This is a genomic window from Bradyrhizobium sp. S3.7.6, from assembly GCF_054061875.1.
Genome location: NZ_JBSSEQ010000001.1, coordinates 8,328,138 through 8,354,202 on the forward strand (window position 1 = coordinate 8,328,138; position 26,065 = coordinate 8,354,202).

23 protein-coding genes are annotated in these 26,065 nt (G+C 64.7%); 13 read left to right on the top strand and 10 right to left on the bottom strand.

Going from position 1 to position 26,065, the window contains the following annotated elements; translation table 11 throughout:
* The 4 genes from ACVJ5M_RS40180 to ACVJ5M_RS40195 all read right to left on the bottom strand — a co-directional run bounded on the left by ACVJ5M_RS40180 (position 1) and on the right by ACVJ5M_RS40195 (position 3,356).
* Complete coding sequence (locus ACVJ5M_RS40180) at positions 1-1,587, bottom strand: tetratricopeptide repeat protein (RefSeq protein ID WP_063985410.1); 1,587 nt, start codon at positions 1,585-1,587, stop codon at positions 1-3.
* Positions 1,588-1,790: 203 nt separating this feature from the next.
* Entirely contained in the window at positions 1,791-2,273 is a 483-nt protein-coding gene (gene greA / locus ACVJ5M_RS40185) for a transcription elongation factor GreA (protein ID WP_063985411.1), read from the bottom strand.
* 92 nt (positions 2,274-2,365) lie between these two features.
* Positions 2,366-2,851 carry a hypothetical protein gene (locus tag ACVJ5M_RS40190; protein ID WP_063985412.1) on the bottom strand — a complete coding sequence of 162 codons (486 nt, stop codon included), beginning with the start codon at positions 2,849-2,851 and terminating at the stop codon, positions 2,366-2,368.
* A 166-nt stretch (positions 2,852-3,017) separates the two neighbouring features.
* The gene (locus tag ACVJ5M_RS40195) at positions 3,018-3,356 is read right to left on the bottom strand and encodes a hypothetical protein (RefSeq protein WP_063985413.1); all 339 of its coding nucleotides are present in this window, start codon (positions 3,354-3,356) and stop codon (positions 3,018-3,020) included.
* A 253-nt stretch (positions 3,357-3,609) separates the two neighbouring features.
* Here ACVJ5M_RS40195 and ACVJ5M_RS40200 point away from each other — a divergent pair, with 253 nt between their 5' ends.
* Both ACVJ5M_RS40200 and ACVJ5M_RS40205 read left to right on the top strand, forming a co-directional pair.
* Positions 3,610-3,843, top strand: coding sequence for a DUF3551 domain-containing protein (locus tag ACVJ5M_RS40200; protein WP_354099890.1), 234 nt, complete (start codon positions 3,610-3,612; stop codon positions 3,841-3,843).
* 336 nt (positions 3,844-4,179) lie between these two features.
* Positions 4,180-5,718 carry a peroxidase family protein gene (locus tag ACVJ5M_RS40205; RefSeq protein ID WP_231143615.1) on the top strand — a complete coding sequence of 513 codons (1,539 nt, stop codon included), beginning with the start codon at positions 4,180-4,182 and terminating at the stop codon, positions 5,716-5,718.
* 194 nt (positions 5,719-5,912) lie between these two features.
* On the opposite strand, the gene ACVJ5M_RS40210 is transcribed toward ACVJ5M_RS40205, so the two are convergent.
* Positions 5,913-6,443, bottom strand: a complete 531-nt coding sequence (locus tag ACVJ5M_RS40210; RefSeq protein WP_063985415.1) for a hypothetical protein — start codon at positions 6,441-6,443, stop codon at positions 5,913-5,915.
* Positions 6,444-6,481: 38 nt separating this feature from the next.
* The gene (locus tag ACVJ5M_RS40215) at positions 6,482-8,029 is read right to left on the bottom strand and encodes an acetolactate synthase large subunit (RefSeq protein WP_028151250.1); all 1,548 of its coding nucleotides are present in this window, start codon (positions 8,027-8,029) and stop codon (positions 6,482-6,484) included.
* Between the two features lie 269 nt (positions 8,030-8,298).
* Between ACVJ5M_RS40215 and ACVJ5M_RS40220 the strand changes: the two genes are divergently transcribed.
* Together ACVJ5M_RS40220 and ACVJ5M_RS40225 are read left to right on the top strand one after the other, a co-directional pair.
* Entirely contained in the window at positions 8,299-8,877 is a 579-nt protein-coding gene (locus ACVJ5M_RS40220; protein ID WP_063985416.1) for a L,D-transpeptidase, read from the top strand.
* Positions 8,878-8,961: 84 nt separating this feature from the next.
* Positions 8,962-9,777 carry a DUF2927 domain-containing protein gene (locus ACVJ5M_RS40225; protein WP_063985417.1) on the top strand — a complete coding sequence of 272 codons (816 nt, stop codon included), beginning with the start codon at positions 8,962-8,964 and terminating at the stop codon, positions 9,775-9,777.
* Between the two features lie 49 nt (positions 9,778-9,826).
* On the opposite strand, the gene ACVJ5M_RS40230 is transcribed toward ACVJ5M_RS40225, so the two are convergent.
* Positions 9,827-10,954: a threonine synthase gene (locus ACVJ5M_RS40230; RefSeq protein ID WP_063985418.1), complete on the bottom strand. Its 1,128-nt coding sequence runs from the start codon at positions 10,952-10,954 to the stop codon at positions 9,827-9,829.
* Between the two features lie 383 nt (positions 10,955-11,337).
* Between ACVJ5M_RS40230 and ACVJ5M_RS40235 the strand changes: the two genes are divergently transcribed.
* The 3 genes from ACVJ5M_RS40235 to upp are packed head-to-tail and all read left to right on the top strand — an operon-like array spanning position 11,338 to position 14,527.
* Positions 11,338-12,594: a GTP cyclohydrolase II gene (locus tag ACVJ5M_RS40235; protein WP_014492301.1), complete on the top strand. Its 1,257-nt coding sequence runs from the start codon at positions 11,338-11,340 to the stop codon at positions 12,592-12,594.
* 7 nt (positions 12,595-12,601) lie between these two features.
* On the top strand, positions 12,602-13,840 hold the full coding sequence (locus ACVJ5M_RS40240) for a URC4/urg3 family protein (protein WP_063985419.1): 1,239 nt from the start codon (positions 12,602-12,604) through the stop codon (positions 13,838-13,840).
* Between the two features lie 57 nt (positions 13,841-13,897).
* The gene (gene upp, locus ACVJ5M_RS40245) at positions 13,898-14,527 is read left to right on the top strand and encodes a uracil phosphoribosyltransferase (RefSeq protein WP_014492299.1); all 630 of its coding nucleotides are present in this window, start codon (positions 13,898-13,900) and stop codon (positions 14,525-14,527) included.
* 65 nt (positions 14,528-14,592) lie between these two features.
* Here the strand turns inward: upp and ACVJ5M_RS40250 are convergent, their stop codons facing one another.
* Positions 14,593-15,705 carry a M48 family metallopeptidase gene (locus ACVJ5M_RS40250; protein WP_063985420.1) on the bottom strand — a complete coding sequence of 371 codons (1,113 nt, stop codon included), beginning with the start codon at positions 15,703-15,705 and terminating at the stop codon, positions 14,593-14,595.
* Between the two features lie 3 nt (positions 15,706-15,708).
* On the bottom strand, positions 15,709-16,863 hold the full coding sequence (locus ACVJ5M_RS40255) for a YjgN family protein (RefSeq protein ID WP_063985421.1): 1,155 nt from the start codon (positions 16,861-16,863) through the stop codon (positions 15,709-15,711).
* A 390-nt stretch (positions 16,864-17,253) separates the two neighbouring features.
* Between ACVJ5M_RS40255 and ACVJ5M_RS40260 the strand changes: the two genes are divergently transcribed.
* Together ACVJ5M_RS40260 and ACVJ5M_RS40265 are read left to right on the top strand one after the other, a co-directional pair.
* Positions 17,254-18,519, top strand: coding sequence for a cytochrome P450 (locus ACVJ5M_RS40260; RefSeq protein WP_063985422.1), 1,266 nt, complete (start codon positions 17,254-17,256; stop codon positions 18,517-18,519).
* 54 nt (positions 18,520-18,573) lie between these two features.
* On the top strand, positions 18,574-19,848 hold the full coding sequence (locus ACVJ5M_RS40265) for a cytochrome P450 (protein WP_063985423.1): 1,275 nt from the start codon (positions 18,574-18,576) through the stop codon (positions 19,846-19,848).
* 234 nt (positions 19,849-20,082) lie between these two features.
* On the opposite strand, the gene ACVJ5M_RS40270 is transcribed toward ACVJ5M_RS40265, so the two are convergent.
* Complete coding sequence (locus ACVJ5M_RS40270) at positions 20,083-21,003, bottom strand: LysR substrate-binding domain-containing protein (RefSeq protein WP_063985424.1); 921 nt, start codon at positions 21,001-21,003, stop codon at positions 20,083-20,085.
* A 125-nt stretch (positions 21,004-21,128) separates the two neighbouring features.
* On the opposite strand from ACVJ5M_RS40270, the gene ACVJ5M_RS40275 reads away from it, so the two are divergent.
* From ACVJ5M_RS40275 to mdlC, 4 genes are all read left to right on the top strand, one after another.
* Positions 21,129-22,298 (top strand): acyl-CoA dehydrogenase family protein, encoded by a 1,170-nt coding sequence (locus ACVJ5M_RS40275; protein WP_063985425.1) that lies wholly within the window; start codon positions 21,129-21,131, stop codon positions 22,296-22,298.
* 9 nt (positions 22,299-22,307) lie between these two features.
* Positions 22,308-23,411, top strand: a complete 1,104-nt coding sequence (locus ACVJ5M_RS40280) for a CaiB/BaiF CoA transferase family protein (protein WP_063985426.1) — start codon at positions 22,308-22,310, stop codon at positions 23,409-23,411.
* 15 nt (positions 23,412-23,426) lie between these two features.
* Positions 23,427-24,278, top strand: coding sequence for an FAS1-like dehydratase domain-containing protein (locus ACVJ5M_RS40285; RefSeq protein WP_063985427.1), 852 nt, complete (start codon positions 23,427-23,429; stop codon positions 24,276-24,278).
* Positions 24,279-24,418: 140 nt separating this feature from the next.
* Positions 24,419-26,041, top strand: coding sequence for a benzoylformate decarboxylase (mdlC, locus tag ACVJ5M_RS40290; protein WP_063985428.1), 1,623 nt, complete (start codon positions 24,419-24,421; stop codon positions 26,039-26,041).
* The last annotated feature ends 24 nt before the right edge of the window (positions 26,042-26,065 follow it).

The window sequence follows — 26,065 nt, forward strand, 5'->3', positions numbered from 1 at the left end:
TCAGTTGCTGGCGAGGTATTGCTTCGCCGCCGCGACCTCGGGGCGTTCCGAATCGGCACTGGCCGTCAGCGTTACGAGCTGCTGACAGTTCTGCCGTGCCCCTTCCCTGTCACCAAGGGCTTCGGCCGCCTTGGCCGCCCCCGCGAAAGCGTGCAAGCGGTTAGGCTCCTTCGCCTTGGTTGCCTCGAATGCAGCAAGCGCCTCCTTGGCCATGCCGCGATCGAGCAGCATGAAGCCGTAAAGCTCGCGCGCCGGCGCCAGCGGTCCGGGCGTGATCACGTGCTTTTCCGTCTTGTCCTCTGCATCCGCCGCGGCGCTCATCGCATTGAGCGCCTCGTCATACTTGCCCTCGGCGTAAAGCACCCAGGCGACGGCGACCTGACGCTGGATGTCGACGATTCCGGACCAATAACTGTCCTTGGCGTCCTGCAGCTTGTCGCGCAATTCCGCCAGCTTCTGGATGTCGGCCTTGGCGGCTTCCGGTTTGCCGGAGCGCGCCGCGCCGAGAGCCCGGGCGAAATGCGTTACCGCCATCGCAAAGTTGAGGTTGCTCGGCCTGACCGGCAGCTGCGAGGCACCCTCCCAATCGCCACGGTCGATCGCATAACGCGCCGGCGAAGCCGCCAGCGCGTAGTCTGCCGCCGCGACCGTCGCCTTGAAGTCGGTCTCCTTGATCATGTCGTCGATGACGGCACGCGCCTGCTTGTCCTGGCCGAGCTGCAGGTAAGCATAGACCATGTAGTCCTGCGCATGCAGGTAGTTGCCGACCGACTTTTCGGCCATCGCGGCTTTCACGGAAGCAGTGTTGGAGTCGATCGATTCCTTCCAATAGCCGACGCGCGTGTAGATGTGGGAGGGCATGTGCTGGGCGTGCGGCGCGGCCGGCGCGATCTTGGCGTAACGATTGGCGGCATCGAGCCCTTTCTGCGCCAGCGCCGGGTAGTCGTAGAGATGGATCAGATAATGCGTCACGCCCGGATGCATCGGCAGCCGCCTGGAGATCGGCTCGAGAATCGCCGCGCCTTTAATTTGCTGCGCATAGGTCTTGTCGTTCAGATCCGCCGACGTATTGAGCGTAATGGCGTAGGCGATCTGGGCTTCGTCGTCGTCTGGATATTTTGCCGCGACGCGGGCCTGCGCGTCACGCAGCATGCGCATCCGCTGGACGTGAGGGATCTTGTCGTAATCGGCATACATCACCATCAGCGCATCGATGTAGTCGCGCTCGCGCTCGGTCGCGGCGCCGATCTCCTTGGCCTTCATGATCGCGGCGAGGCCCGGCGCCAGGTTCGGCTTTGGAATAGCATTGTGCGGATTGTCCATGTAGGTGAGCGCAATGCCCCAATAGGCCATGCTGCATGTCGGGTCAGCCTTGATGGCTTCCTCGAAGATCTCCTTGGCGTTGGCGTACCAGTAGGAATGCTGATAGCGCATCCCGCGATCGAAACGACGCTGGGCCACATCGTTGCAAGAGGTCTGGAAATGAACGCTGCCGAGCTGCTGATCTACATCGTCTTGCGCGACCAGAGCTTGTGGTCCTGATAGGCCGAGACCGGCTGCGATGACGAAGTATAGGGACTTCCGCATGGATCGCTCCCTTGGCCTGACACGCAATGAATTGGTCTTGATACCCCCTCACTATATGACCTTCGCGGCTTTTGAACAGCGAAGTGAATCGCGGCAGCGCAACTGACCCAGTGACGCGATCGGAGTTGGCGCAACCAATCCGAAGCCAGAGCCGTCGGAGTTGGATCCTCACGCGCCCACCATTCAGGCCTCAGATCGCATCCCTACGCGATCGACAGAATCTCGATCTCTTGCGCGCCTGAACCCACGACATCGCCCACCGCCTTCCCGATCAGCGACTTCGCAACCGGCGCCACGAACGAGATCGATCCGGCCTTTGGATCCGCTTCGTCCTCGCCGACGATGCGATAGGTCTGCACGCGGCCGTCGGTGCGGCTGAAGGTCACGGTGCTGCCGAAGGCGACGACATCGGTCGACGCCGGATCGGGAATGACCTGCGCCGTGCGCAGCCGTTCGGTCAGATAGCGAGCATCGCGCAAGGGCACCGCCGACTGCCGGCGCTTTTCGTTGACGTCCTCGATGGCTTGCGCGGCTTCATAGGCCTCGCGCGCCTCGCGCAGCTGCGCCTGCAGCGCCTGCAAGCCTGCTTCCGTCACGAGGTTTGGATGAGGCGAGATCGGGCGATCCGGCAGCAGCGTCTCGGACGCGGTTTCGGCGCTTTCTTCCTTGGTAAAGGCGACGCTCAATTCAAGATCCTGTCGAACTGTTTCGGACACCCGCTCGCGCCTCGCCCCACAACGGGGAATCGCGCCGAACAGCAGCCGGTGATTGTCCCGGACTATATCTCAAGTTCGACGAAACGGCGCAGCTTGAAGACCAGGTCCGGTACGGCCTGGCGGAACCGCGTCGCGTTCTGGAACGTGGTCGAGAACGGCGCGAAGGTGATCATCGCATTCCAGTGCTTGTAACCGTAGACCGTGACGGAGGCGCCGGTCGCCGGAAAATTCTCCAGCTTGCGCAGCTCGCCAAGCACCAGATCGGCAATCGCCTCGGCGGGAAGCAGCTTCTTGCCATCAGGCGTCGTCGTGATTTTCGCCGGCCGCTCGACCGGCTTCGCGGCAGCCGGCACGGCATCGGGCGCATCGTCGGATTCGGCCGGTGCAGGATCGGGGGTGGACGGCTCGACCAGGTCGAACCCGTTCGTCGGCGCTGTCGGCGGAACCTCGGTGAGCGGCGGCGGAGCACTGCTGTCTGCGCGCTTGTTGCCTCCCAGGATGCTGCTGATCATGGCCACAAGGCCAGCATCCTTCACGTCGTCGCTCATTTCTCCCCCCGGGGCTTCGGCCTACTCTAGCACCGCTCTCGCGGACCGCCACTGGGGATGTATGGCCGGATTCCGCTTGGTTAAGGCGCTACGACAAGGCGTCACACCAAGGCCACGATGGCACCGGCGGCCCGACGTCTGATCACGTCGCCCGCCGTGAGACCCGTCACCGCTTATCGAACGGAATGTACTGCTGGTACTGCTTGGGCACAGAGCTGCGGTAGCGCGCGGGCACGGTGCCGGTGTCGACCGAATGATCGATTTCCTGCTGCCGCGTCATCTTCTTCTTCGCCGGCTTCTTCGATGCGCTCTTCTTGGAGTCGGCCGGCTGGCTGGAGGTGTCGCTGGTCGCGGCCGGCGTTGTCGTCGTCGCTGCCGGCGCAGTGGTCGTCGCGGTAGGCGCTGCGGTTCCACCGGCGGCCGGCGCACTCTGGGCCAGCGCGAGCGGTATTTGCATGAAAAGCGCCAGCGCTGCTGTCGCAGCCAGCAAATATGACCTTTGCATTAGAACCTCCAAAATACCTGATCCGAATGAGACAAGCCTGATTCTCCGGGATCGACGCGTGCACGTCTTCTCACGATAGGCCCGGCCCCCACCGCGAACTGTGGCGTAGATCACATTCCTGGCCGCCGGCTGCGTCATGATGTGCCATGTCGCGAACGCACGGCATTCCGCCGACACCAAGATAGGCATGACATGCCTCAGACGAGCCCAGCTCGCTGACGTTCCCGTCCACCCGCTCTCGAAGGAGATTGAAATGCGTCGCATCATCCTCACTCTCGCATCGTTCGCCGCCCTGGTCGCCGTAGCATCCCCGGCCGCCCAGGCACATCCTGCAAACGATCGATATTGCCTGCAGGGACGCATGTGGGGCTATCCCGGCAACAGCCAGTTCGCGAGCTATCAGCAGTGCCTCGCCACCGCCTCCGGCACGTCGGCCTCTTGCGGCATCAATCCGCGCTACGCGTTCTCGCAGCAGTACGCCTACTGAAGACATCGCGGCGTGCGCGCATGACGCGCACGCCGCCACACTTATTGCGTGAAGACGATCCACTTCGCCGACAGTCCGGCGAACTCACTTGCGCGAAGCTGCTCGCGCATGCCGATGACGAGAATGTTATCCGTCATCGCTCCGGGAAAAATTTGCAAAGCGCGACCGCAGCTTGTTCGCAACGCTCCCTTTCGGAACATCATCGATGCCGCACAGTGTGTGAAGCAGATCGCTTGTGGCACCCAATCGCCTGATCTAGCGTGACATGCATATTCTGTTGCGAACAACTTTAGCTTTATTCGTTGCACGTCGTGACTTTTCAGGGAGGTGTTTTCAATGAGCAGCCGCCACAGCGTTGTTCCGCGCGGTCTGAACGCAACGCGTTCGCCGCTTTCCCAGGGCCGTTTCGGACGCATGTTCCGCAAGCTCACGCCGGCGAAATTCGGTCCGAACGACGCCGACAATGTCGCGAACCTTTCGGCGCTGGCCGACAAGATGGTCGCCGACTTCGATGGTCCGAAGGACGGGCCGGACGCGGAGGAGAGCGGCATTCCCGCGCTCTACACCTATTTCGGCCAGTTCATCGACCACGACATCACCTTCGATCCGGTCAGCTCGCTGACCAAGCAGCAGGATCCCGACGGGCTCGTCGACTTCCGCACGCCGTCGCTCGATCTGGACAATCTCTACGGCCGTGGTCCGAACGATCAGCCCTACATGTATGACGGCATCAAGTTCCGGCTCGGCGAGAAGCTGACCGGCGCGGGCGTGCCCGATGCCAGCGACCTGCCGCGCTTCAAGGGCCGCGCCCTGATCGGCGACCCCCGCAACGACGAGAACAGCATCGTCTCGCAGTTCCAGGCCTTGATGCTGCGCTTTCACAACCGCATGGTCGACGATAATGACAGCCTGTCGTTCGAGGACGTGCAGCAGCGCGTCCGATTCCATTATCAATACGTCGTGCTGAACGACTTCCTGCCGCGAATCGTTCACGCCAGCGTGCTGGACGAGTTGAGGACCGCGGGCCAATACGACCGCAGCAAGCTCGCTCACTACCACTGGAAGACTTATCCGTTCATGCCGGTCGAGTTCTCGGTTGCGGCCTACCGTCTCGGCCATTCCATGATCCGCCCCGGTTATCGGCTGAACGATGCGGACAACATGCTATTGCAGATCTTCCCCGACCCCCACAATCCCGACAAGAACGCGCTGACCGGCTTCCGCGCCATGGGCCCGGGACGCGCCATGGATTGGGGCCGCTTCATCGATCTGGACACGCGCCCCTATGGTGTCGAGGACGACGACACCAATCCTGACAACAAGAAGCGACTGCAGTTTGCCTATCGCATCGACGCATCGCTGGTCGATCCGCTGCGCAAGCTGCCGCCGGAGGTCGCGTCCAATCCGTCGTCGCTGGCGCTGCGCAATCTCGAGCGCAGCTGGCGGCTCGGCCTGCCGTCCGGCCAGGCCGTCGCCAAGGCGATGAACCTGACGCCGCTGACGGATGATCAGATCATCGTCGGCAAGGCCGTCGACGAGCCCGGCGCGGGCGATCCGCAAACTGGGATCGCGACCATCGCGAACGGGGTGTTTGCCGGCAATTGCCCGCTCTGGACCTACATCCTGGCCGAGGCGCGGCAATTCCAGACCGCGGTGACGATCCCGGCTACCGGCGCGCCGGCGACCGGAATCAACACGCCGCAGCTCGGCCCCGTCGGCGGTCGCATCGTGGCCGAGGTCTTCCTCGGCATGATGTTCGGCGACCATTCCTCCGTGCTGTCGCTCGACCCGCAATGGACGCCGGTGACCGGCTCCAGCTTCGCGCTGAAGGACCTCGTCGCCTACGCGCTCGGCCAGGGCGATCCGCTGCACTGAGGTGGTGACAGTTCACGGGAGGTCGTCATGCCCGGGCTTGTCCCGGGCATCCACGTTCTCAGTACCACGTGGCAAGGCGTGGATGGCCGGGACAAGCCCGGCCATGACGCTGCGGTGACTGTCGGTCCTCCCACAAGGGAGAGGGAACGGGGAGGGTCTTGCTGCCGTCCGAATTCAATTCGGACTTCAACCCGCTACGACGCAGTTTTATGCGCGGCCCCCAGTCCGCTCTCCTCCAGCCGCGCCGCAAACCATAGCGACAGCGGTTGATCAACGACGCCGCTGACATAGACTTCCGAAATCGTCACCTGCTGCCTGTCCAGCACCAGCAGTACGCCGATCCAGTACGCGAACCAGACATGCGCGTCGGTCAGCGCCATCAGCTTGTGCTGGTCGTGGTCGAGCGAGGTGTGATTGCTCGCCTTGCGGATCTCGACGGCGAGCAGGTTGTTCGGGATCTCGCGCTGATGCACGACGACGTCGGGGTAGATCGATTTTCCCAGATGATCGTCGGTGGAGACGATGGTGCCGTGCGGCAGATGCAGCGTGCGCTCGCCGAGGCGGTCGTAGTTGCAATCGACTGACCAGCCGGCGAATTGCCGCTCCAGATAGACGGCGAAGCGGTGCGTCACCGCCCGCTCGCCGACGTCCTTTTCGAACAAGAATCCTTCGTGAGCGTAGAAGTCCCGGAGCGCCGCGATCACCTTGTTCAGCTCGGTCTGCATCTTGCCCCCCGGCCCTCGGCGCTCCCTGATGCTGCGCCCTACATCTGGACTTCGATCAGCCGCGGCCCGGGCTCGGCGACGGCTTCGGCCAGAGCCTTGTTGAACTCTTCGGCATTGGTGACGGCCCGGCCGGGGACGCCCATGCCCTTCGCCAGCGCGACGAAGTCCAGCGTCGGACGGTCAAGCCGCAGCATGTCGTTGGCGCGCTGGCCGGGCTCGCCGGCGCCGACATTGTCGAACTCGCCGCGCAGGATCTGGTAGATGCGGTTGGCGAACACGATGGTGACGATGTTGAGGTTCTCACGGGCCTGCGTCCACAGCGACTGGATCGTGTACATCGCGCTGCCGTCGCCGACCATGGTGATCACCTTGCGGTCCGGACATGCGATCGCGGCGCCGATCGACAGCGGCGTGGAGAAGCCGATCGAACCTCCCATGTTCTGGAGCCAGTCGTGCGGAGCGGCCGCCGCCGTCGGCGGGAAGAAGCCGCGGCCGGTGGTCAGGGATTCGTCGACCATGATTGCGTTCTCGGGGATGGCGCATGCGATCGCCTGCGCGATCGAGGCAAAAGTCAGCGCGCCGGTCGGCTTCACCAGCTCAGCCAAGGCCTGCGGCTTGACGTCCTTCGCGCTCGCCTTCACCGCGCCGGCCAGTGCTTCGAGCGCCGCGACCGAATTCTCGCCCCAGGAGGTCATGCGATGCACCTCGCAGCCCTCGGGCTTGAGCATGCTCGGCTTGTTCGGATAGGCGAAGAACGCCACCGGATCATCGGACTCGACTAGCACGATGTGCCGGAACTTCGCCAGCATCGGCAGCGCGTTCTCGATCACGTAATGAATGCGGTCGATCGAATAGCGGCCGCGGCCGCGCGCCATCTTGGGACGGAAGGTCGGGCCCATCACCGTGCAGCCGGTCTTGCCGGCGATACGCTCGGCCAGCGCCAAGCCCTGTTCGCTCAGCGCGCTGCCGGTCATCAGCAGCAGCGTACCCTCGCCGTCGCCGTGCAGGATCTTCGCGGCCCGCTCGACCGCCTGCGGCGAATAGCTGGCGCGCTGCTGCTCGGCCGGTACCTCGGCGATGCCATCGGCCTCGTTCCAGGCGGTGTCGGCGGGCAGGATCAGGGTCGCGATCTGTGGCGGTGCGCTCTTGGCGGCGGCGATCGCCGCGGCGCCGTCAGCTGCAACCGATTTGGAGTCCGGCGAAGTGCGGACCCAGGACGACATCGGCCGGGCCAGGCCCTCGATGTCGGAGGTCAGCGGCGCGTTGTAGTCGATGTGGTAGACCGCATGCTGGCCGACGATGTTGACGATGCCGGAATTCGCCTTCTTGGCGTTGTGCAGATTGGCCAGGCCATTGGCCAGGCCGGGGCCGAGATGCAGCAGCGTCGAGGCGGGCGTGCCCTTCATGCGGAAATAGCCGTCAGCGGCGCCGGTCACCACGCCTTCGAACAGGCCGAGCACGCAGCGCATGCCCGGCACGCGGTCGAGCGCCGCGACAAAATGCATCTCGGAGGTGCCTGGGTTGGTGAAGCAGACATCCACCCCACCCTTGACCATCGTCCGCACCAGGCTTTCCGCACCGTTCATCCCAAAGCTCCCTGCAACCGGCAATATTCAAATGTCCGCTCGATCAATCATTGTTCGCCGCCTCCGTCAAAGCAATAGCCGGCATCGCTGGCCTGCTCCGCGCGACGATGCGCTTGTTTGGCTAATGCTTTCAGGCAAATTAGCGTGGTTGCCGGTTTGGTAACGCCAAACGTTAAGGATGATCTCCCTCACGGGGCCGTGGCTTGCGAAAAGCCCGCAAATATGGCCTGTAACTTCAGTTGAATCCGATTTTTTTGCTGGGGGAAACAATGATCCGATTTTTTGCCGCGCCGATTGCCGCCATCGCACTGCTGTCGGCCACCGCCGGCGGCGCATTCGCCGAGGGGTTCGACTCGCGCGAGATCATGGGCTTCGGCCCGAGCTTCTTCCGCGGCGGCTCTAGCCCGATCCCCCGCACCACCATCATGTACAACGGCAATTACGCCCCCGGCACGATCGTGGTGAACACGAGCGAGCGCCGCCTGTATCTGGTGCTCCAGAACGGCCAGGCGCTGCGCTACGGCATCGGCGTCGGCCGCGACGGCTTCCGCTGGGGCGGAGTGCACAGGATCACCGCCAAGAAGGAATGGCCGGACTGGACGCCGCCGTCGCAGATGCTGGCCCGCCGGCCCGACCTGCCGCGCCACATGAAGGGCGGCATCGAGAATCCGCTCGGCGCGCGCGCGATGTATCTGGGCTCGACGCTCTACCGCATCCACGGCTCCAACGAGCCGGAGACGATCGGCCAGGCCGTGTCCTCGGGCTGCTTCCGCATGACCAACGAGGACGTCAGCGATCTCTACAGCCGCGTCTCGGTCGGCACCAAGGTGGTCGTGCTCAACAACTAGCCGTCGGCGAACTGCGGGAACCCGCAGGGCGCGTGAATATGCGGTCTTGTGCGTCGCTGCCGAATACGGCAGCGTCGGGACGCAATGAGCGCATTGGCCCCGCCTTCGTCAGGCTTTCGCATCGCCCTGCTGGCGCTCGCCACTTTCGCGTTCGCCCCTGACACCGCTACCATCGCCGTCGCGGGCGAATTGCCCGCGATCGCCTCGCGCCAGCGCGCCGAGAAGAAGAGCTTCACCGACGGCGAGATCGTCGAAGGCTTTCTGAAGACGGCGTTCGGCGCCGAATACCACCTCGCCGGCCGCGTCGACCGCATCCGGAAATTCGACGGGCCGGTGCGCGTCTACGCCGAGAGCGAGCGCGCCGACCGCAAGACGCAGCTCGCCAAGGTCGTGGCCGACATCGGCAGGCGCGTGCAGCATCTCGACATCGCCATGATCGACACCAGCGAAGCCGCGAACGTGCGGGTGAAGCTGGTTCGCGACCGCGACCTGTTTCGGACGATTTCCAGCTTCTACGGCGCGGAGAAGGCGCGCGAGATCCGCACCTCGCTCGATCCGCAATGCCTGTCCGGCTTCCGCAAGAACGACAATTTCGAGATCGAGCATTCCGACGTGATCCTCACCGTCGACAACGGCGATTTCACCTTCCTCGACTGCGCCTATGAGGAACTGCTGCAATCGCTCGGCCCAATCAACGACACCGCGAGCGTGCCGTGGACCATGTTCAACGACAATGTGTCGATGGGCTATTTCGACGTCTACGACCAGTACATCCTCAACCTGCTCTACGATCCCCGCATCAAGGCCGGCATGACCGTGCAGGAGGTCAGGGCGGTGCTGCCCCAAGTGCTCGCCGATGTGCGCGCCTGGGTGAAGCGCGTGAATGATTTGAAGGAGTGAGGTACTGCTTACCCTCCCCTGGAGGGTAAGCGGCGCGCCTCCTCCGCCCCTACTGCACGAGATCGGCGACGGTGGTCGCGGCTTTCAGGCCGGTGCCGGTGAGGACCGCGACCGTGGTCTCGTTCGCCTTGATCGATCCGGCGCCGGAGAGTTTCTCAAGCGCAGCGGCCGCGCTGGCGCTGGTCGGTTCGGCAAACAATCCCTGCCGCGCAAGACGCCGCAACGCGGCGACGATCTCGTCCTCGGTCAGCGCAACGGTGCCGCCGCCGCTCTCGCGCAAGCTCCCGATGATCTCGCGCAGGCGCAGCGGATTCTTGATGGCGGTGCCTTCGGCGACGGTCTTGTTCACCTCGCGGGCGACCGGCGTGTCGACACCCGCCTTGAAGCTGGCATCGATCGGCGAGCAGTTCAGCGGCTGCGCCGCGAACAGGCGCGGCAGCTTCGCGATCTGCCCGGCTTTCAGCAGCTCGCGGAAGCCGAAGGCGCAACCGAGGAGGCTGCTGCCTGCGCCAACGGGAACGATGACGTTGTCGGGTGCGCGAAAACCGAGGTCTTCCCAGATTTCATAGGCGAGCGACTTGGTGCCTTCGAGGAAGAACGGCTGCCAGTTGTGGCTGGCATAGAAGGTCTGGCTCGACTGGCGGATGGCTTCGGCTTCCGACTCCTCGCGCGGGCCCTCGACGAGCTGAACCGTCGCGCCATAGGCGCGCACCTGCGCGATCTTGGCCGGCGACGTCGAGGCCGGCGCCAGGATCTTCACGCGCATGCCGCCGGCGGCACCCAACCCCGCCATCGACGAGCCGCCATTGCCCGAAGAATCCTCCAGTATCGCGTCGACGCCGATCTGCCGCAGGAACGACAGCATCACCGAAGAGCCCCGGTCCTTGAAGCTGCCGGTCGGGTTGAACCATTCGAGCTTGAAGAACGGACGCAAATCACCCCAGTCCTGCTGGACCAGCGGTGTGCAGCCTTCGCCGAGCGTGATCGGCTTCTTGATCTCGACCGGCAGCGCCGCCCGGTAGCGCCAGAGCGAGCGCGTGGCGCCGTCAATGTCCGCGCGCGATATGCCTGGTCCCGGCGTCACCAGCAGCGGCGTGCGCTCATCCGAGCACCAGCGCGGCTGGTCCAGCGGATAGAGCTGTCCGTTGCGGGGGTCGATGTAGCTGGCGGTGGGCATGGCAGTCTCCAAGCGAGAGGCGACCTATTTGTCCGATTATGTGGGTCCGGTCCAGCCCAAGGCACCGCGGTGGCGCAACTTGCAGGACACCCTCTTGAAAACATAAAAAATAAAACTATTTCAAATCCTTAGACCTATCGCGCGGATCGAATAGCAGGGTTCGGCCGGGGCGAAGGCGCGGCATCCAGGCGAGCCCGACCGGCCCGTCGATGACGGGAATTTGGCCATGATCGCCTGCCCGGCGCGGTACCATTAACTTGTCTGTCGTCGCCAGCCGCTACAATATGTTGGATTGAGCTTGCATCGCCGGTGTTCGGCACCGGCAACGCAGGTGAGCCAGGCCCGTCCGAGCGGCGGGCCGTCGGCTTTTTGGGAGCCTGGACATGAGCCGCGCGAACCGTACCGATCACATCCGCCTGACCTCCCACCCGGAGCCGGGCAAAAAGGCCGCGTTTCCGATTCACTGGGGCGCAGCCGACGCGCGCGCCCGGGGGCCGATCATCGGCACGGTGTCGCGCGCTGGGGATCGCAACGTGATCGGCAGCCATGGCGGCTCCTACGCGATGTACCGGGCGCTCGCGGTGTCCGCAGGCGCGCTCGATCCGATCCGCCGGCCCGACCTCACCAACACCTTTCCGGCCGCGACCATCGGACCGTTCGAGCAATGGCGCGATCCCGACAAGATCGTCGCGCTCGATCCCTGGGGGCATCTCGTCGCGGAGAATTTCGGCAAGGACATCGCCGAGGGCGTCGACATCCGTCCAAGCATCGCGGTGACGCGCGCGCGGCTCGACCTGCCGGAGATCCGCGAGGCGCTCGCCGCAAAACGGCTGCGCGCCGACGGCGAGGTCGTGCACGCCAATGGCAGCGTGTCGGTGGTGAAGATCGCGATCGACCCGGTCTGGTACCTGCCGGGCCTTGCGACGCGCTTCGGCACCGGCGAGACCGAGCTGCGGCGCACGCTGTTCGAGCAGACCGCCGGCATGTTCCCCGAGCTCGTGACGCGGCCGGACATGAAGGTATTCCTGCCGCCGATCGGCGGCACCACCGTCTACATGTTCGGCGATGTGACAAAACTGCCGGACCACCGCACCAAGATCACCTGCCGCGTGCATGACGAGTGCAACGGCTCCGACGTGTTCGGCTCCGACATCTGCACCTGCCGTCCGTATCTGATCCACGGCATCGAGGAATCCGCGCGCGGCGCGCAGGAGGGCGGGCTAGGGCTCGTCATCTACAACCGCAAGGAAGGCCGCGCGCTCGGCGAGGTCACCAAATTCCTGGTCTACAATGCGCGCAAGCGCCAGGAGGACGGCGACGCGGCGGCCGCCTATTTCGAGCGCACCGAATGCGTTGCCGGCGTCCAGGACGCGCGCTTCCAGCAATTGATGCCGGATACCATTCACTGGCTCGGCCTGAAGCGCATCGACCGTTTCCTGTCGATGAGCGACATGAAGCATGACGCACTGACCTCGCAGGGCATCGACATCGTCGAGCGCGTGCCGATCCCGCCGGAGCTGATCCCGGCCGACGCCTATGTCGAGATCGCCGCGAAGAAGGCCGCCGGCTATTACTCGACCGACATCGCGCCGGAGAAGGATGTGAACGGCGTGGTCGGGCGCTCGCTGGAAAAGTACTGATCGCGCGATGGCGGAGGCTTTGGAACAACAGGCCCGCTCCCTGCTCAGCGCAGGAGCTGTTCGTGCGCGTGCCGGCAAAATGCTCGAGATCGGCCTTGCCGGCGGGCTCAATCATTTCACGATCGATCTCGATCGGATGGATGGCGTTGCGGATGCCGTGGTCGCGGTCACGCGCAAAGCCTATCCGACGCTGGATATCCCCTTCCATGCCCGCTGGCGGCATTTCGTGCTCGGCGGCGTCGATCGCTGGGCGGGCCTTGCCGACAAAGTATCGTGGCCGGATCGCGCGGCACGTGCGCGCGCGGAGTTCGACCTCGCCATCGTCAGCGTGCTGCTCGACGCAGGCGCGGGAGCCACGTGGCGCTATCGCGATGCCGTGACCGGCGAAAGTATCGGCCGATCGGAGGGGCTTGCCATCGCAAGCCTCGACATGTTTGCAGCCGGCCTGTTCTCCGGCGATGCGCGTGCGCCGTTCAGGGCCGATGCAGACGTGCTGGCGAAACTGCCCTTGGCCTCCCTCACCTCGGCCTTTCAGGTGAGCGATGCCAATCCGCTGCTCAGTCTCGACGGACGCACTGATCTGCTGCGACGCCTTGGCAAGCTGGTTGCCGAGCGCGCGGACATTTTCGGCCTGCACGATACGCCGCGGCCAGGCGGCCTGTTCGATCACATCGCGGCGCAGGCTGTGGGCGGCGCGGTCGCCGCGCCCGCCATCCTGTCCGCAGTGCTGAACCAGCTTGGACCGATCTGGCCGTCACGGCTCGAGCTTGCCGGGATTCCGCTCGGTGATTGCTGGCGTCATCCGGCGATCGAGACGGACGACGGAACGGCAGGCCTCGTGCCCCTGCACAAGCTGTCGCAATGGCTGAGCTATTCGCTAATCGAACCGCTACAGCGCGCCGGCTTTGACGTCACCGACATCGACGGCCTCACCGGACTAGCCGAATACCGCAATGGCGGCCTGTTCGTCGATCACGAGGTACTGCGCCTGCGCGATCCCGGCGATGCCGAGCGCGCGCATGCTGTGGATTCCCTGCTCGTCGTAGAATGGCGCGCGCTCACCGTTGCGCTGCTCGACCGGCTTGCGGGCAGCATCCGCGCCAGGCTCGGCCGCAAGCCCGAGACCCTGCCCCTCGCGAGCATTCTCGAAGGTGGCAGCTGGGCTGCCGGCCGCGCTATCGCCTTCGCGCGCCGACCCGACGGCGCACCGCCGCTCAAGGTGATCAGCGACGGCACGGTTTTTTAATCCATTCGTCCGCAGCGTAATCCATTGCGTATCGATGAATTTCAGGAGCATCCCATCATGGAAGGCGTCACGATCGTCGATCATCCGCTGGTGCAGCACAAGCTGACGCTGGTGCGGGACAAATCCATCTCGACCAAGTCCTTCCGCGAGCTGATCAAGGAGATCGGCATGCTGCTGTGCTACGAGATCACGCGGGATCTGCCGCTCGCCGATACCGTCATCGAGACGCCGCTGGCGACGATGCATTCGGCCAAGATCGCCGGCAAGAAGCTGGTGTTCGTGCCGATGCTGCGCGCCGGCACGACCTTCGTCGACGGCATGATGGATCTGGTACCGACCGCGCGCGTCGCCCATATCGGCCTCTACCGCGAGCCGCACAGTTTTGCCGCGGTCGAATATTTCTTCAAATCGCCGTCCGATCTCAGCGAGCGCCTGGCGATCGTGGTGACCCCGGTGGTCGCCACCGCCAACACGGCCGTCGCCGCGATCGACCGACTAAAGGAGCGCGGCGCCAGGGACATCCGCCTCGCCTGCCTGATCGCGGCCCCTGAAGGGCTCGAACGGCTGCGCGGACTGCATCCCGACGTTCCGATCTGGACGGCTGCGGTGGACGAAGGTCTCGACGAGAACGGCTTTATCCTGCCGGGCCTCGGCGATGCCGGCGACCGCGCTTACGGGACGCGGTAGGCGCGGAGCTCTTTTTTGACGCGTTTTCTTCACGCGAACCGGTCGCCACTTCGCTCGAAAACGCTCTAGATCTTCCCGCTGCCGCAAATCAGCTTGAGCGACTGCCATTCCTTGTCCGTCAGCAGCGGCGGGCCGCTGGCGGGACGATCTTCCTTCGTCATGCGCGCGAGGCGGTCTTCGGTGAGCGGGTGGCTCGCCAGGATCGTGGTGAGGCCGGAGCCGCCTTCCTTGCCGGTGATGCGGAACATCAATTCGGCCGCGGGTTTCGGCGAGCGGCCGAGCTTGTGCATGATCTCGATCGCGAACGTATCCGCGGCGGTCTCGGCCTCGCGCGAATAGGAGGCTTCGACCACGCTGCGCGAGGCAAAGATCACAGCGCTCGAGCCGGTGACGTCGCCGAACAACAGGCCGATCAGGAACGAGGTGCCGCCGTTGTAGATCAGCCCGCGCATGTTGTCGTAATGCTTGAGATGGCCGAGCTCATGGGCAAGGATGCCGGCGAGCTCGTCGGGGTTTTCGGCCTTGTCGACCAGGCCCCTCAGCACGTACACCTTGCCGCCAGGCAGCGCGAATGCGTTCGGCACCGAGGTCGGCAGCACGCCGGCCGTCATGGAATCGTCGTCGAGGCCGGCGGCATCGCGCAGACGATTGACCAGTTTTGTGAACGCGGCCTTGCCCGCGGGGTCTTCGCATGCTTTGCGGCCGAAGATGGTTTTCACCTGGACTTCGGAGGCGTCGCCGATGCGCCGTTCGATCGGCTTGGGCACCAGCGGCGCGAGCCGGTCGGCAGCGAGCGGCACACCGAACAGCACGACGCAAACGATGGAGACGGCGGCGGCCACCGACCAGCCGACGATCTTTGCGACACCGCGGCGCGAGGTCTGGTGCTCGTCGAGACGCATGCAGCGGGCGGTCACGTCGGCGGCGAGCGCGGCGTCGCGAATTTCAAGCCGCGCCAGCGGCGGCGCGGATGTCGAGGCCAGGCGCAATATCCCGGCCGGACTGTCGGCGCGGCGAATGTCGGCATAGGTCCAGCGAACCGGCGCTCCGCCCTCCTCGACGATGTCGAGCGCGTCACCGAGCGCCAGCGACACCTCCCGCCTGCGGCTCGACACGCCGTCGAAGAAGATCGTCGGCTTGGCGGACTGCGCCGGAACCTCGGTGGACAACTCACTCACAGATCAGAATCCCGCGACATCGAGCCCATCGGCAAAGCCTTCGCCGAGCGCGCTGGCAAGCTCACCGCTGCCGCGTACATCCGCCGCGGCCCCGATGTTATGCACCTCGACGGTTTCCAGCACCTTGGCCCAGAGATCGCGCTGCAGATAGACCCGCATGACGATGTTGATCGCTAGCGCCACGGCGAAATAGCCGATGACCATCATGACCAGCATCGGGATGCTCTTGCCGGCATTTCCGGGGCCGAAGACCTGATCAGCCGGAACGCCACTCAGCTGGACGACGAGCAAGGCACCGCCGCCCATATAGGCGGCGAAAATGGTCGAAAGCAGCATCCACCAGCCGATCACTTTCCAGTACAGGCCGTAGAACGCGTTGTGCGGCAACTCCGAGGACAGGCTGACACCGCCGATGCGGATGCCGTCGAGCCACCAGCGCCATTCACGCGCCTTGAACTCGGCATAGAAGAACGGGGCGAGCGGGAAGATCACGAGCGCGATCGGGCTCAAGAGCCACAGCCACCAGCCGCGCTTGAAGAAGGTCCAGCCGTCGCCTTCGAAATCGCCGGGGAGATCGCCGTAATGGGTGTGCCGCATCTTGTAGCGTTCGAGCGACGCCTCGCGCCAGGGCAGCGCCAGGCCGAGGGTGAGGAACACCAGCAGGCCCCACGCCATGGCGCGGAACGAATAGGCCCAGCCCGAACCGTCCATCCAGAACCGGACGCCGCGCCAGACCGTGCGCGTCAGGCGATAGCGCCGCGCGCGAAAAATCGCGAACTGGCCGAAGGCATAGAAGCTGATGAACAGCGGCGTCGAGGCAAAGCCCTGCCAGCGCTCGAACTCGATGCCGATGAGAAAATAAGCGAGGTAGATCGGCACCAGGATCGCGAGCGCGAACAGGAAGCCGACCAGCAGCTCCTTGGCCCGGCCGGTGTATTCGGCGGCATCGCCGTCGACCGCGGTGTTCGTCCACAAATGACGGCGGATGTCGGTGACCAGCCAGAACCGGTAGAAGCCGAAGGTGACGAGCTCAAGCATGGCACCCTTGGTGACCATTTTGCGGAACTCGGAGCGGTTGCCGGTGAAGTCGACCCGCGTGGGCGGCAGCGGCGGGGGTAAGGGTTCGGACCCGATGGGGGCCCATTGCATGTCGTTCACGGCGGCAACCTCGGGGTGCGGACCTGATACGGTCAAACTATAGATCAGAGATTTGGTCGATCCCCAAGATGGCTGGGTTCGATTTACCTCGATTTCTCGCATGATTCCGCAGGCGCGGGGGTGCGGGAGATCACGTTGACACATCTGCGTGACGGTTGCTGATCCGTAGCCCGGATGGAGCGGAGCGTAATCCGGGACAGCGCCAATGGAGGCCCGAATCCCGGATTTCGCTCCGCTCCATCCGGGCTACGCATCTAGCCACCTCTCGCAAAGGTTGGATGTGGCAAAAGTCTCCCTTGCTCCGACGCAGACAACCGGCTGTAATTGCAAATCAAATACCGCAGCGCAGAATTCAACGAGAACGCGCGGTTCATGTCAGGGAGAGCGGTCATGCATGGGACCATCGAGAGCGCGGCGAAGCTCGACGAGCTACGCGCGCGCGCCACGTCACTGCCGCTGGAGCAGTTCGATCCGGGCGATCCCGAGTTGTTCAGGACCGATACGTTCTGGCCGTATTTCGATCGGCTGCGCCGCGAAGATCCCGTGCACTATTGCAAGGACTCGATGTTCGGGCCGTACTGGTCGGTGACGCGCTACAACGACATCATGGAGATCGAGACCAACCATTCGGTGTTCTCCTCGGCCTCTGCGCTCGGCGGCATCACCATCCGCGACATCGACCCGGATCTGCGCCGCGAGAGTTTCATCTCGATGGATCCGCCGCGCCACGCGGCGCAGCGCAAGACCGTGGCGCCGATGTTCACACCGACGCATCTGGACAATCTCGCGCTCAGCATCCGCGAGCGCTCCGCCGAGTGCCTCGACAATCTGCCCGTGGGCCAGGTGTTCGACTGGGTCGACAAGGTCTCGATCGAGCTCACCACGCAGATGCTCGCGGTGCTGTTCGACTTTCCCTGGGAGGACCGCCGCAAGCTGACGCGCTGGTCTGACATCGCCACCACCATTCCCGGGCCGGACGGCCTCGTCGCCACCGAAGACGAACGGCAGGCAGAGCTGACGGAATGCGCGGGCTATTTCGCGCGGCTGTGGAAGGAGCGTATCGAGCAGCCGCCGAAGAGCGACCTGCTCTCGATGATGGCGCATGGCGCCGCGACGCGCGACATGGATGCAAAAAACTTCCTCGGCAATCTCATCCTTTTGATCGTCGGCGGCAACGACACCACCCGCAACACGATGTCGGGATCGATCTACGCGCTGAGCCAGCATCCGGAGCAGTATCGCAAGCTGCGCGAGAACCCCGGCCTGCTCGACAGTTTCGTGCCGGAGGTGATCCGCTGGCAGACGCCGCTGGCGCATATGCGCCGCACCGCGCTTGCCGACTTCGAGTTCCGCGGCAAGCAGATCAAGCAAGGTGACAAGGTCGTGATGTGGTACGTCTCGGGCAACCGCGACGAGGAAGCGATCGAAAAGCCCTACGATTTCATCATCGACCGCGCCCGCCCGCGCACGCATCTGTCCTTCGGCTTCGGCATTCACCGTTGCGTCGGCTTGCGGCTTGCCGAACTTCAGCTCAAGATTATCTGGGAAGAGATCCTCAAGCGCTTCGACCATATCGACGTGGTCGGCGAACCCAAGCGGGTCTATTCGAGTTTCGTAAAGGGACTTGAAACCTTGCCGGTGAAGATTACGGCGTGAGATCACTCCCTCTCCCCGCTTGCGGGGAGAAAGAGAAACACTGGAGCTACTACCATGAACATCCAGACTCCGGTCAAAACCGACAACGCCGAACGCATGCGCAGGGCCCGCGAGGAGGCCTATGCGACGCCGCTGGCGCAATTCCACCCCGGCGCACCCCGGCTGTTCCAGGACGACACCTTGTGGCCGTGGTTCGAGCGGTTGCGCAAGGAAGAGCCAGTGCATTACTGCACCAATGCGCCGATCGAGCCGTACTGGTCGGTGGTGAAGTACAACGACATCATGCATGTCGACACCAGTCACGGCATCTTCTCCTCGGACTCGACGCTCGGCGGCATCGGGATCCGCGACGTGCCGCAGGGCTATGACTGGCCGAGCTTCATCGCGATGGACCAGCCGCAGCACTCGGCGCAGCGCAAGACGGTGTCGCCGATGTTCACGCCGACGCATCTGGACGAGCTGGCAAAACTGATCCGCCAGCGCTCGCAGACCGTGCTCGACAATCTGCCCCGCAACGAGACCTTCAATTTCGTCGAACGCGTCTCGATCGAGCTGACGACGCAGATGCTGGCGACCCTGTTCGACTTCCCCTGGGAAGAACGCCGCAAGCTGACGCGCTGGTCTGATGTCGCGACCGCGCTGCCCAAGAGCGGCATCGTCGCCTCGGCCGAAGAGCGCCGCCGCGAGATGGACGAGTGCTACGCCTACATGTCCAAGCTCTGGAACGAACGCGTCAACTCCGCGCCGCGCAACGATTTGCTGTCGCTGATGGCGCATAACGACGCGACGCGCTTCATGGACCCGGACAATCTCATGGGCAACATCATCCTGCTCATCGTCGGCGGCAACGACACGACGCGCAACACCATGAGCGGCTCGGTGCTGGCGCTGAGCGAGAACCCGGACCAGTTCGACAAGCTGCGCGCCAATCCGGAGCTGATCGACTCCATGGTGCCCGAGGTGATCCGCTGGCAGACGCCGCTGGCGCATATGCGGCGTACCGCGCTTGCCGACACCGAAATCGGCGGCAAGCATATCAAGAAGGGCGACCGCGTCGTGATGTGGTACGTCTCGGGCAACCGCGACGAGGAGATGTTCGAGAAGCCGAACGACTTCATCATCGACCGCCCCCGCCCGCGCACCCACCTCTCCTTCGGCTTCGGCATCCACCGCTGCGTCGGCATGCGGCTGGCCGAGCTGCAGCTTCGGATCGTCTGGGAGGAGATGCTGAAGCGCTTCGACCGCATCGAGGTGGTCGGCGAGCCCAAACGGATCTATTCGAGCTTCATCAAGGGCTATGAGTCGCTGCCGGTGAGGATTCCGGGGTAGGCCCCACTGTCATGCCCCGCGAAGGCGGGGCATCCAGTACGCCGCGGCCTCTCGGCTCGAGCACTGCAGCCTCTGGAATACTGGATCGCCCGCCTTCGCGGGCGATGACACTGAGGGTGAGGCTGGGAGCGCACGCTCACGCATCGTCCAGCCCAGCTATAAAATTCCGGCATGACAGGTCGCGCCAGATGCGAAGCCAAGTTGGCGCGCGGCTGTTCTAGGACACGCGTGCATCTAACTCAACTTGATGTCCCACAGGCCTTCCTTGCGGCAGGCAGCGACTTCCTCGCGCAGAAGCGTCGTGATGGCGAGCGACGCCGTTGAGGCCGGACGGTCGATCGGAGAGGCGAAAATGAGCTCGCGCGTCATCGGCTTGGATACGGGCGCGGTCTCCAGCCGTCCGTCGGCGACCTCGCCGTGGACCGACGAGGGCGGCAGCAGCGCGAAGCCGAGGCCTTCCTCGACGAGGCTCGTCAACACGCGGAACGAATCCGCCTCGAGCTGGACGTTGAGCTTGATCTTGCGCTGGGCGGCGGCGTGCTCGATCAGCGCGCGGAGACCGTGGGAATGACTGGGCAGCACCAGCCGCTGGCGCAGCAGCCAGCCGACATCGACGCTCTTCTTGCGCGCGAGGCCGCAGCCGCGCGGGCCAACCGCGACGATATTGTCGCGGCCGAGGCTCTCCACGTTGAGATGCAGATCGGCGGAGCGGCCGTAGAGGATGGCCAGATCCATCTCGCCGCGATGCAGCCATTCGACGAGATGGCCGCTGTAGCTCTCGACGATGCGCAGCGAGATGCCGGGAAATTTTTCGACGCAGCGGCGCGCAAAGCGCGCCGACAGCACGCAGCTCACGGTCGGAACCAGGCCGAGCACGACCTGGCCGGACGGCGGCCCCTTGGTCGACTGGATGTCGTCGCGGATCTGGTCGATCTGCCGCACGATGCCGGAGGTGCGTGCCAGCAGGAGACGGCCGGCTTCCGTCAGCACCATGCCGCGGCCGTTGCGGGTGAACAATTCGGTGCGCAGCTCATGTTCCAGCAGCTTGATCTGCCGGCTCAGCGCCGGCTGCGCCACGCGCAACGTGTCGGACGCCTTGGAGAGGCTGCCGAGCTCCGCCACGCAACTGAAGGTCCTGAGCTGCCGGAAATCCATGCTTGCCAATCCTCGAAGGCTACTTCATACGCTATAGCAAATGAGCATAGGGGGCTGGCGATGTTTTCACAACGCCAGAGGGTCGGCCGGCGTTATCTTGACTGCCGCTAGATACGGGAAACGCCATGAGTGAAGAACACCACACCGAAGATCACGCCGACATCCGCGAAGCCGTCGCAAAACTCTGCGCGCAGTTTCCCGGCGAATACTGGCGCAAGCTCGATCGCGAGATGGCCTATCCCAAGGCCTTCGTCGACGCGCTGACGCAGGCCGGCTATCTCTCGGTGCTGATCCCCGAGGAATATGGCGGCGCGGGCCTGAAGCTTTCCGCCGCGGCTGCGATTCTCGAAGAGATCCAACGCGCCGGCTGCAACGGCGGTGGCTGTCACGCCCAGATGTACACGATGGGCACCGTGCTGCGGCACGGCAATGACGAGCAGAAGGCGAAGTACCTGCCGAAGATCGCCAGCGGCGAATTGCGGCTTCAGGCGTTCGGCGTTACCGAGCCGACCAGCGGCACCGACACCTCCTCGCTGAAGACGTTTGCGCGCAAGGAAGGCAACGACAGCTACATCGTCAACGGCCAGAAGATCTGGACGAGCCGGGCCGAGCATTCCGACCTGATGGTGCTGCTGGCGCGCACCACGCCGAAGGAGCAGAGCAAGAAGCGCACCGATGGTCTCTCGGTCTTCATCGTCGATATGCGCGAGGCCAAGAACAACGGCCTCGAGATCCGCCCGATCCGCACCATGATGAACCACGCCACCACCGAAGTGTTCTTTACCGACATGAAGGTGCCGGCGGAGAATCTGATCGGCGAGGAAGGCAAGGGGTTCCGCTACATCCTCTCCGGCATGAATGCCGAGCGCATTTTGATCGCGGCCGAATGCGTCGGCGACGCCAAATGGTTCATTGCCAAGGCCACGAACTACGCCAAGGAGCGCGCGGTGTTCGGCCGGCCGATCGGCCAGAATCAAGGCATTCAGTTCCCGATCGCCAAGGCCTACGCCTCGATGCGCGCGGCCGAGCTGATGGTGAAGGAAGCCACGCGCAAATATGAAGCCGGGCTCGACTGCGGCGCCGAAGCCAACATGGCCAAGATGCTGGCAGCCGATGCGTCCTGGGAGGCAGCGAATGCCTGCATCCAGACCCATGGCGGCTTCGGCTTCGCCGAGGAGTACGACGTCGAGCGCAAATTCCGGGAGACGCGGCTCTATCAGGTGGCGCCGATCTCGACCAACCTCGTGCTGTCCTACGTCGCCGAGCACGTGCTCGGCATGCCCCGCTCGTACTGAGGTCGCATCATGGGAGCATTGGACGGGATCAGGGTGATTGCGGTCGAGCAGGCGGTCGCGGCGCCGTTCTGCTCGTCGCGGCTGGCAGACGCCGGCGCAGAGGTGATCAAGATCGAGCGGCCCGAGGGCGATTTCGCCCGCGGCTATGACGCGGCGGCCAAGGGCCAGAGCAGCTATTTCGTGTGGCTCAACCGCGGCAAGCAATCGGCGGTGGTCGATCTCGCCACCAAGGAAGGCTGCGCCGAGCTCGAGAAGCTGATCGCGAGCGCGGACGTGCTGATCCAGAACCTCAAGCCGGGCTCGATGGACAAGCTCGGCTTTTCGCGCGAGCGGCTGCTGAAGGACTATCCGAAGCTGATCTCGTGCACCATCACCGGCTATGGCGACGAAGGTCCCTACGCCCACCGCAAGGCCTATGACCTGCTGATCCAGGCCGAGAGCGGCCTTGCCTCGATCACCGGCAACCCTGACGGCGCCTCGCGGGTCGGCATGTCGATCGTCGACGTCGCGACCGGCGCGACCGCGCATGCGGCGATCCTGGAAGCGCTGATCGCGCGCGGGCGCACCGGCAAGGGCTGTGACATCCGCATCTCCATGTTCGACGTGATGGCCGACTGGTGCACCGTGCCGCTGCTCAATTCCGAAGCCGGCAATCCGCCCAAGCGCATGGGCCTGCGCCATCCCTCGATCGCGCCCTACGGCGTGTTCACCTCCAAGGACGGCAAGGACATCCTGATCTCGATCCAGAGCGAGCGCGAGTGGAAGACGCTCTGCGTCAAGGTGCTCGACCAGCCCGATTTGCCGGCCGATCCGCGCGTCGCCAACATGGTCGAGCGCGTGCGCAATCGCGATTTCACCGACACGACGGTCGCAGATATCTTCGGCAAGATGACGCGCGACGAGCTGCTGAAGCGGCTGTCGGACGCCGACATCGCCTTTGCCGAGGTCAACACCATGGCCGACCTCACCAATCATCCGCATCTGCGCCGCATCGAGGTCGACACGCCGCAGGGGCGCGTCAGCTATCCCGCGCCGGCGCCGATCATCGTCGGCGACACCCGCAGCTACGGCGCCGTGCCGGGCATCGGCGAGCGGCCGGCCAAGAAGTCATAACAAGAGCGAGGCGTCATGACCGAGAAGCTCGACATCGATCACTTGCGGCAATGGATCGGCCGCAGCACCGAGGCCACCGACATCGTCACCGCGCAGCTCGTCAAGGGCCTGCGCGCGACGCTGTTCCAGGAGGTCGGCGAGCCCAAAAAGGGTGACGCCGCGCCGTTCACGGTACACTGGTGCCTGGCGCAGCCGGTGTTTCCGATGTCGATGCTGGGACCCGACGGCCATCCGACCCGCGGCGGCTTCCTGCCGCCGGTGCCGCTGCCACGCCGGATGTGGGCCGGCGGCGAGATCGAGTTCCTGCAGCCCTTGCGCGTCGGCGATGAATCGACGCGGACCTCGCGCATCGCCGACGTCCAGGTGAAATCGGGCTCGACCGGCACGCTGTGCTTCGTCTCGGTCGAACACAGCATCTCGTCGCCGCGGGGCGTTGCCATCCGCGAGCGGCAGGACATCGTCTATCGCGAGATGACGAGCAGCGCGCCCGCCGGCGCCAGGGCCCCGCCCCCGCCGCCCAAGGCGCAGCACCGCGAGACGCATGTGTCCGATCCCGTGCTGCTGTTTCGTTATTCCGCGCTGACCTTCAACGGCCACCGCATCCATTACGACCGTGACTACGTCACCAAGGTCGAGGGTTACCCGGGCCTGATCTTCCACGGCCCGCTGCAAGCGGCGCTGATCGTGGAGATGGCGGCGAAACTGCACGACGGCAAGGCGCCGAGGAAATTCACCTATCGCGGCCTTCAGCCGCTGTTCGAGGGCACCGAGTTCTCCATCAACGCCAACGAGACCGAGACGGGCCTGGAGCTGTGGACCGCGAATGCGGAGGGACAGCCGACGATGAAGGGCACGGCGGTGTGGTAGGCACCGCTATTAGACCCTCACCCTGAGGAGCGCACCCCTTCGCGCGCGTCTCGAAGGGCGAGGCCACCAGCCGGGCCTTCATCCTTCGAGACGCGCGTTCCGCGCTCCTCAGGATGAGGAATTTACAGGGGACGGAAACCATGGCCAAGAACGGCAAGAGCGGCAGCAAGTCCGTCACCGTGAAGCAGGCGACGCTCGATCTGCTGCGCTCGCTGGGCATCGACAGGGTGTTCGGCAATCCCGGCTCGACCGAGCTGCCGTTCCTGAGCGACTGGCCTGATGATATCGACTATGTGCTGGCGTTGCAGGAAGCCTCCGCCGTCGGCATGGCCGATGGTTACGCGCAGGCGACGCGCAATGCCGGCTTCGTCAATCTGCATTCGGCGGCCGGCGTCGGCAACGCGCTCGGCAATATCTACACCGCGCACCGCAACCAGACGCCGCTCGTGATCACCGCGGGCCAGCAGGCGCGCTCGATCCTGCCCTTGCAGGCGTTCCTCTATGCCGAGCGCGCCTCGGAATTCCCGCGGCCTTACGTCAAGTACAGCGTCGAGCCGGCCCGGCCCGAGGACGTTCCGGCCGCGATCGCGCGGGCCTATTACACCGCGATGCAGCCGCCCTGCGGGCCGACCTTCGTGTCGATCCCGATCGACGATTGGGCCCATGCGACCGCACCGGTCGATGCGCGCAAGGTCAGCCGCGAGATCGGGCCCGAGCCTGACGCGATGAAGGCGCTGGTCGCCGCGCTCGGCTCAGCCAAGAATCCCGCCCTCGTGGTCGGCCCCGGCGTCGACCGCGCCGGCGCGGTCGATTTGATGGTGCGCGTGGCCGAGAAGGCCAGGGCCAGCGTCTGGGTCAGCCCGTTCTCCGCGCGCTGCTCGTTCCCCGAGCGTCATCCGCAGTTCGCGGGCTTCCTGCACGCCTCGCCGGCGCAGCTGTCCGACGCGCTGCGTGAGCACGATGTGGTCGTGGTTATCGGCGCGCCCGTGTTCACCTTTCATGTCGAGGGCCATGCCGCGATCTTCGACAGCGGCGCGACGATCTTCCAGATCACCGACGATCCGGACGCGGCCGCGGTGACGCCGGTCGGCACCAGCATCGTCGCGACGATGAAGCCGGCGCTCAGCCTGCTGCTCGACCTGCTGCCGGAGAGCAAACGCGCCACGCCAAAGGGCCGCACGCTGCCGTCGGCACCGCAGGCCGCCGATCCGCTGCCGGTTGAATTCCTGCTGCATACGCTGTCGCAGGCGATGCCGGACGACGCGTCACTGGTCGAGGAAGTGCCCTCGCACCGGCCGGCGATGCAGAAGTTCATGCCGATGCGCGGCCAGGACAGTTTCTACACGATGGCGAGCGGCGGCCTCGGTTACTCGCTGCCCGCCGCGGTCGGCATGGCGCTCGGCAAGCCGAAGCAGCGGACGGTGTGCCTGATCGGCGACGGCTCGGCGATGTATTCGATCCAGGCGCTGTGGACCGCCGCGCAACGAAAACTGCCGCTGACCATTGTCGTCATCAACAATTCCGGCTACGGCGCGATGCGCTCGTTCAGCCAGGTGATGCAGGTGAGGAACGTGCCGGGGCTGGAACTGCCGGGGATCGATTTCGTCAGGCTCGCCGAGGGCATGGGCTGCCATGCGGTGCGGGTGAGCAAGGCCGCGGAACTGGGCGAGGCGCTCGAGCGCGGAATGGCGTTCGAGGGGACGAGCCTCGTCGAGGTCGTCGTGGATTCGACGGTGCCGGTGCTGTACGGGCAGAAGCATTAGGGGGGCGCGTAGCCCGGATGGAGC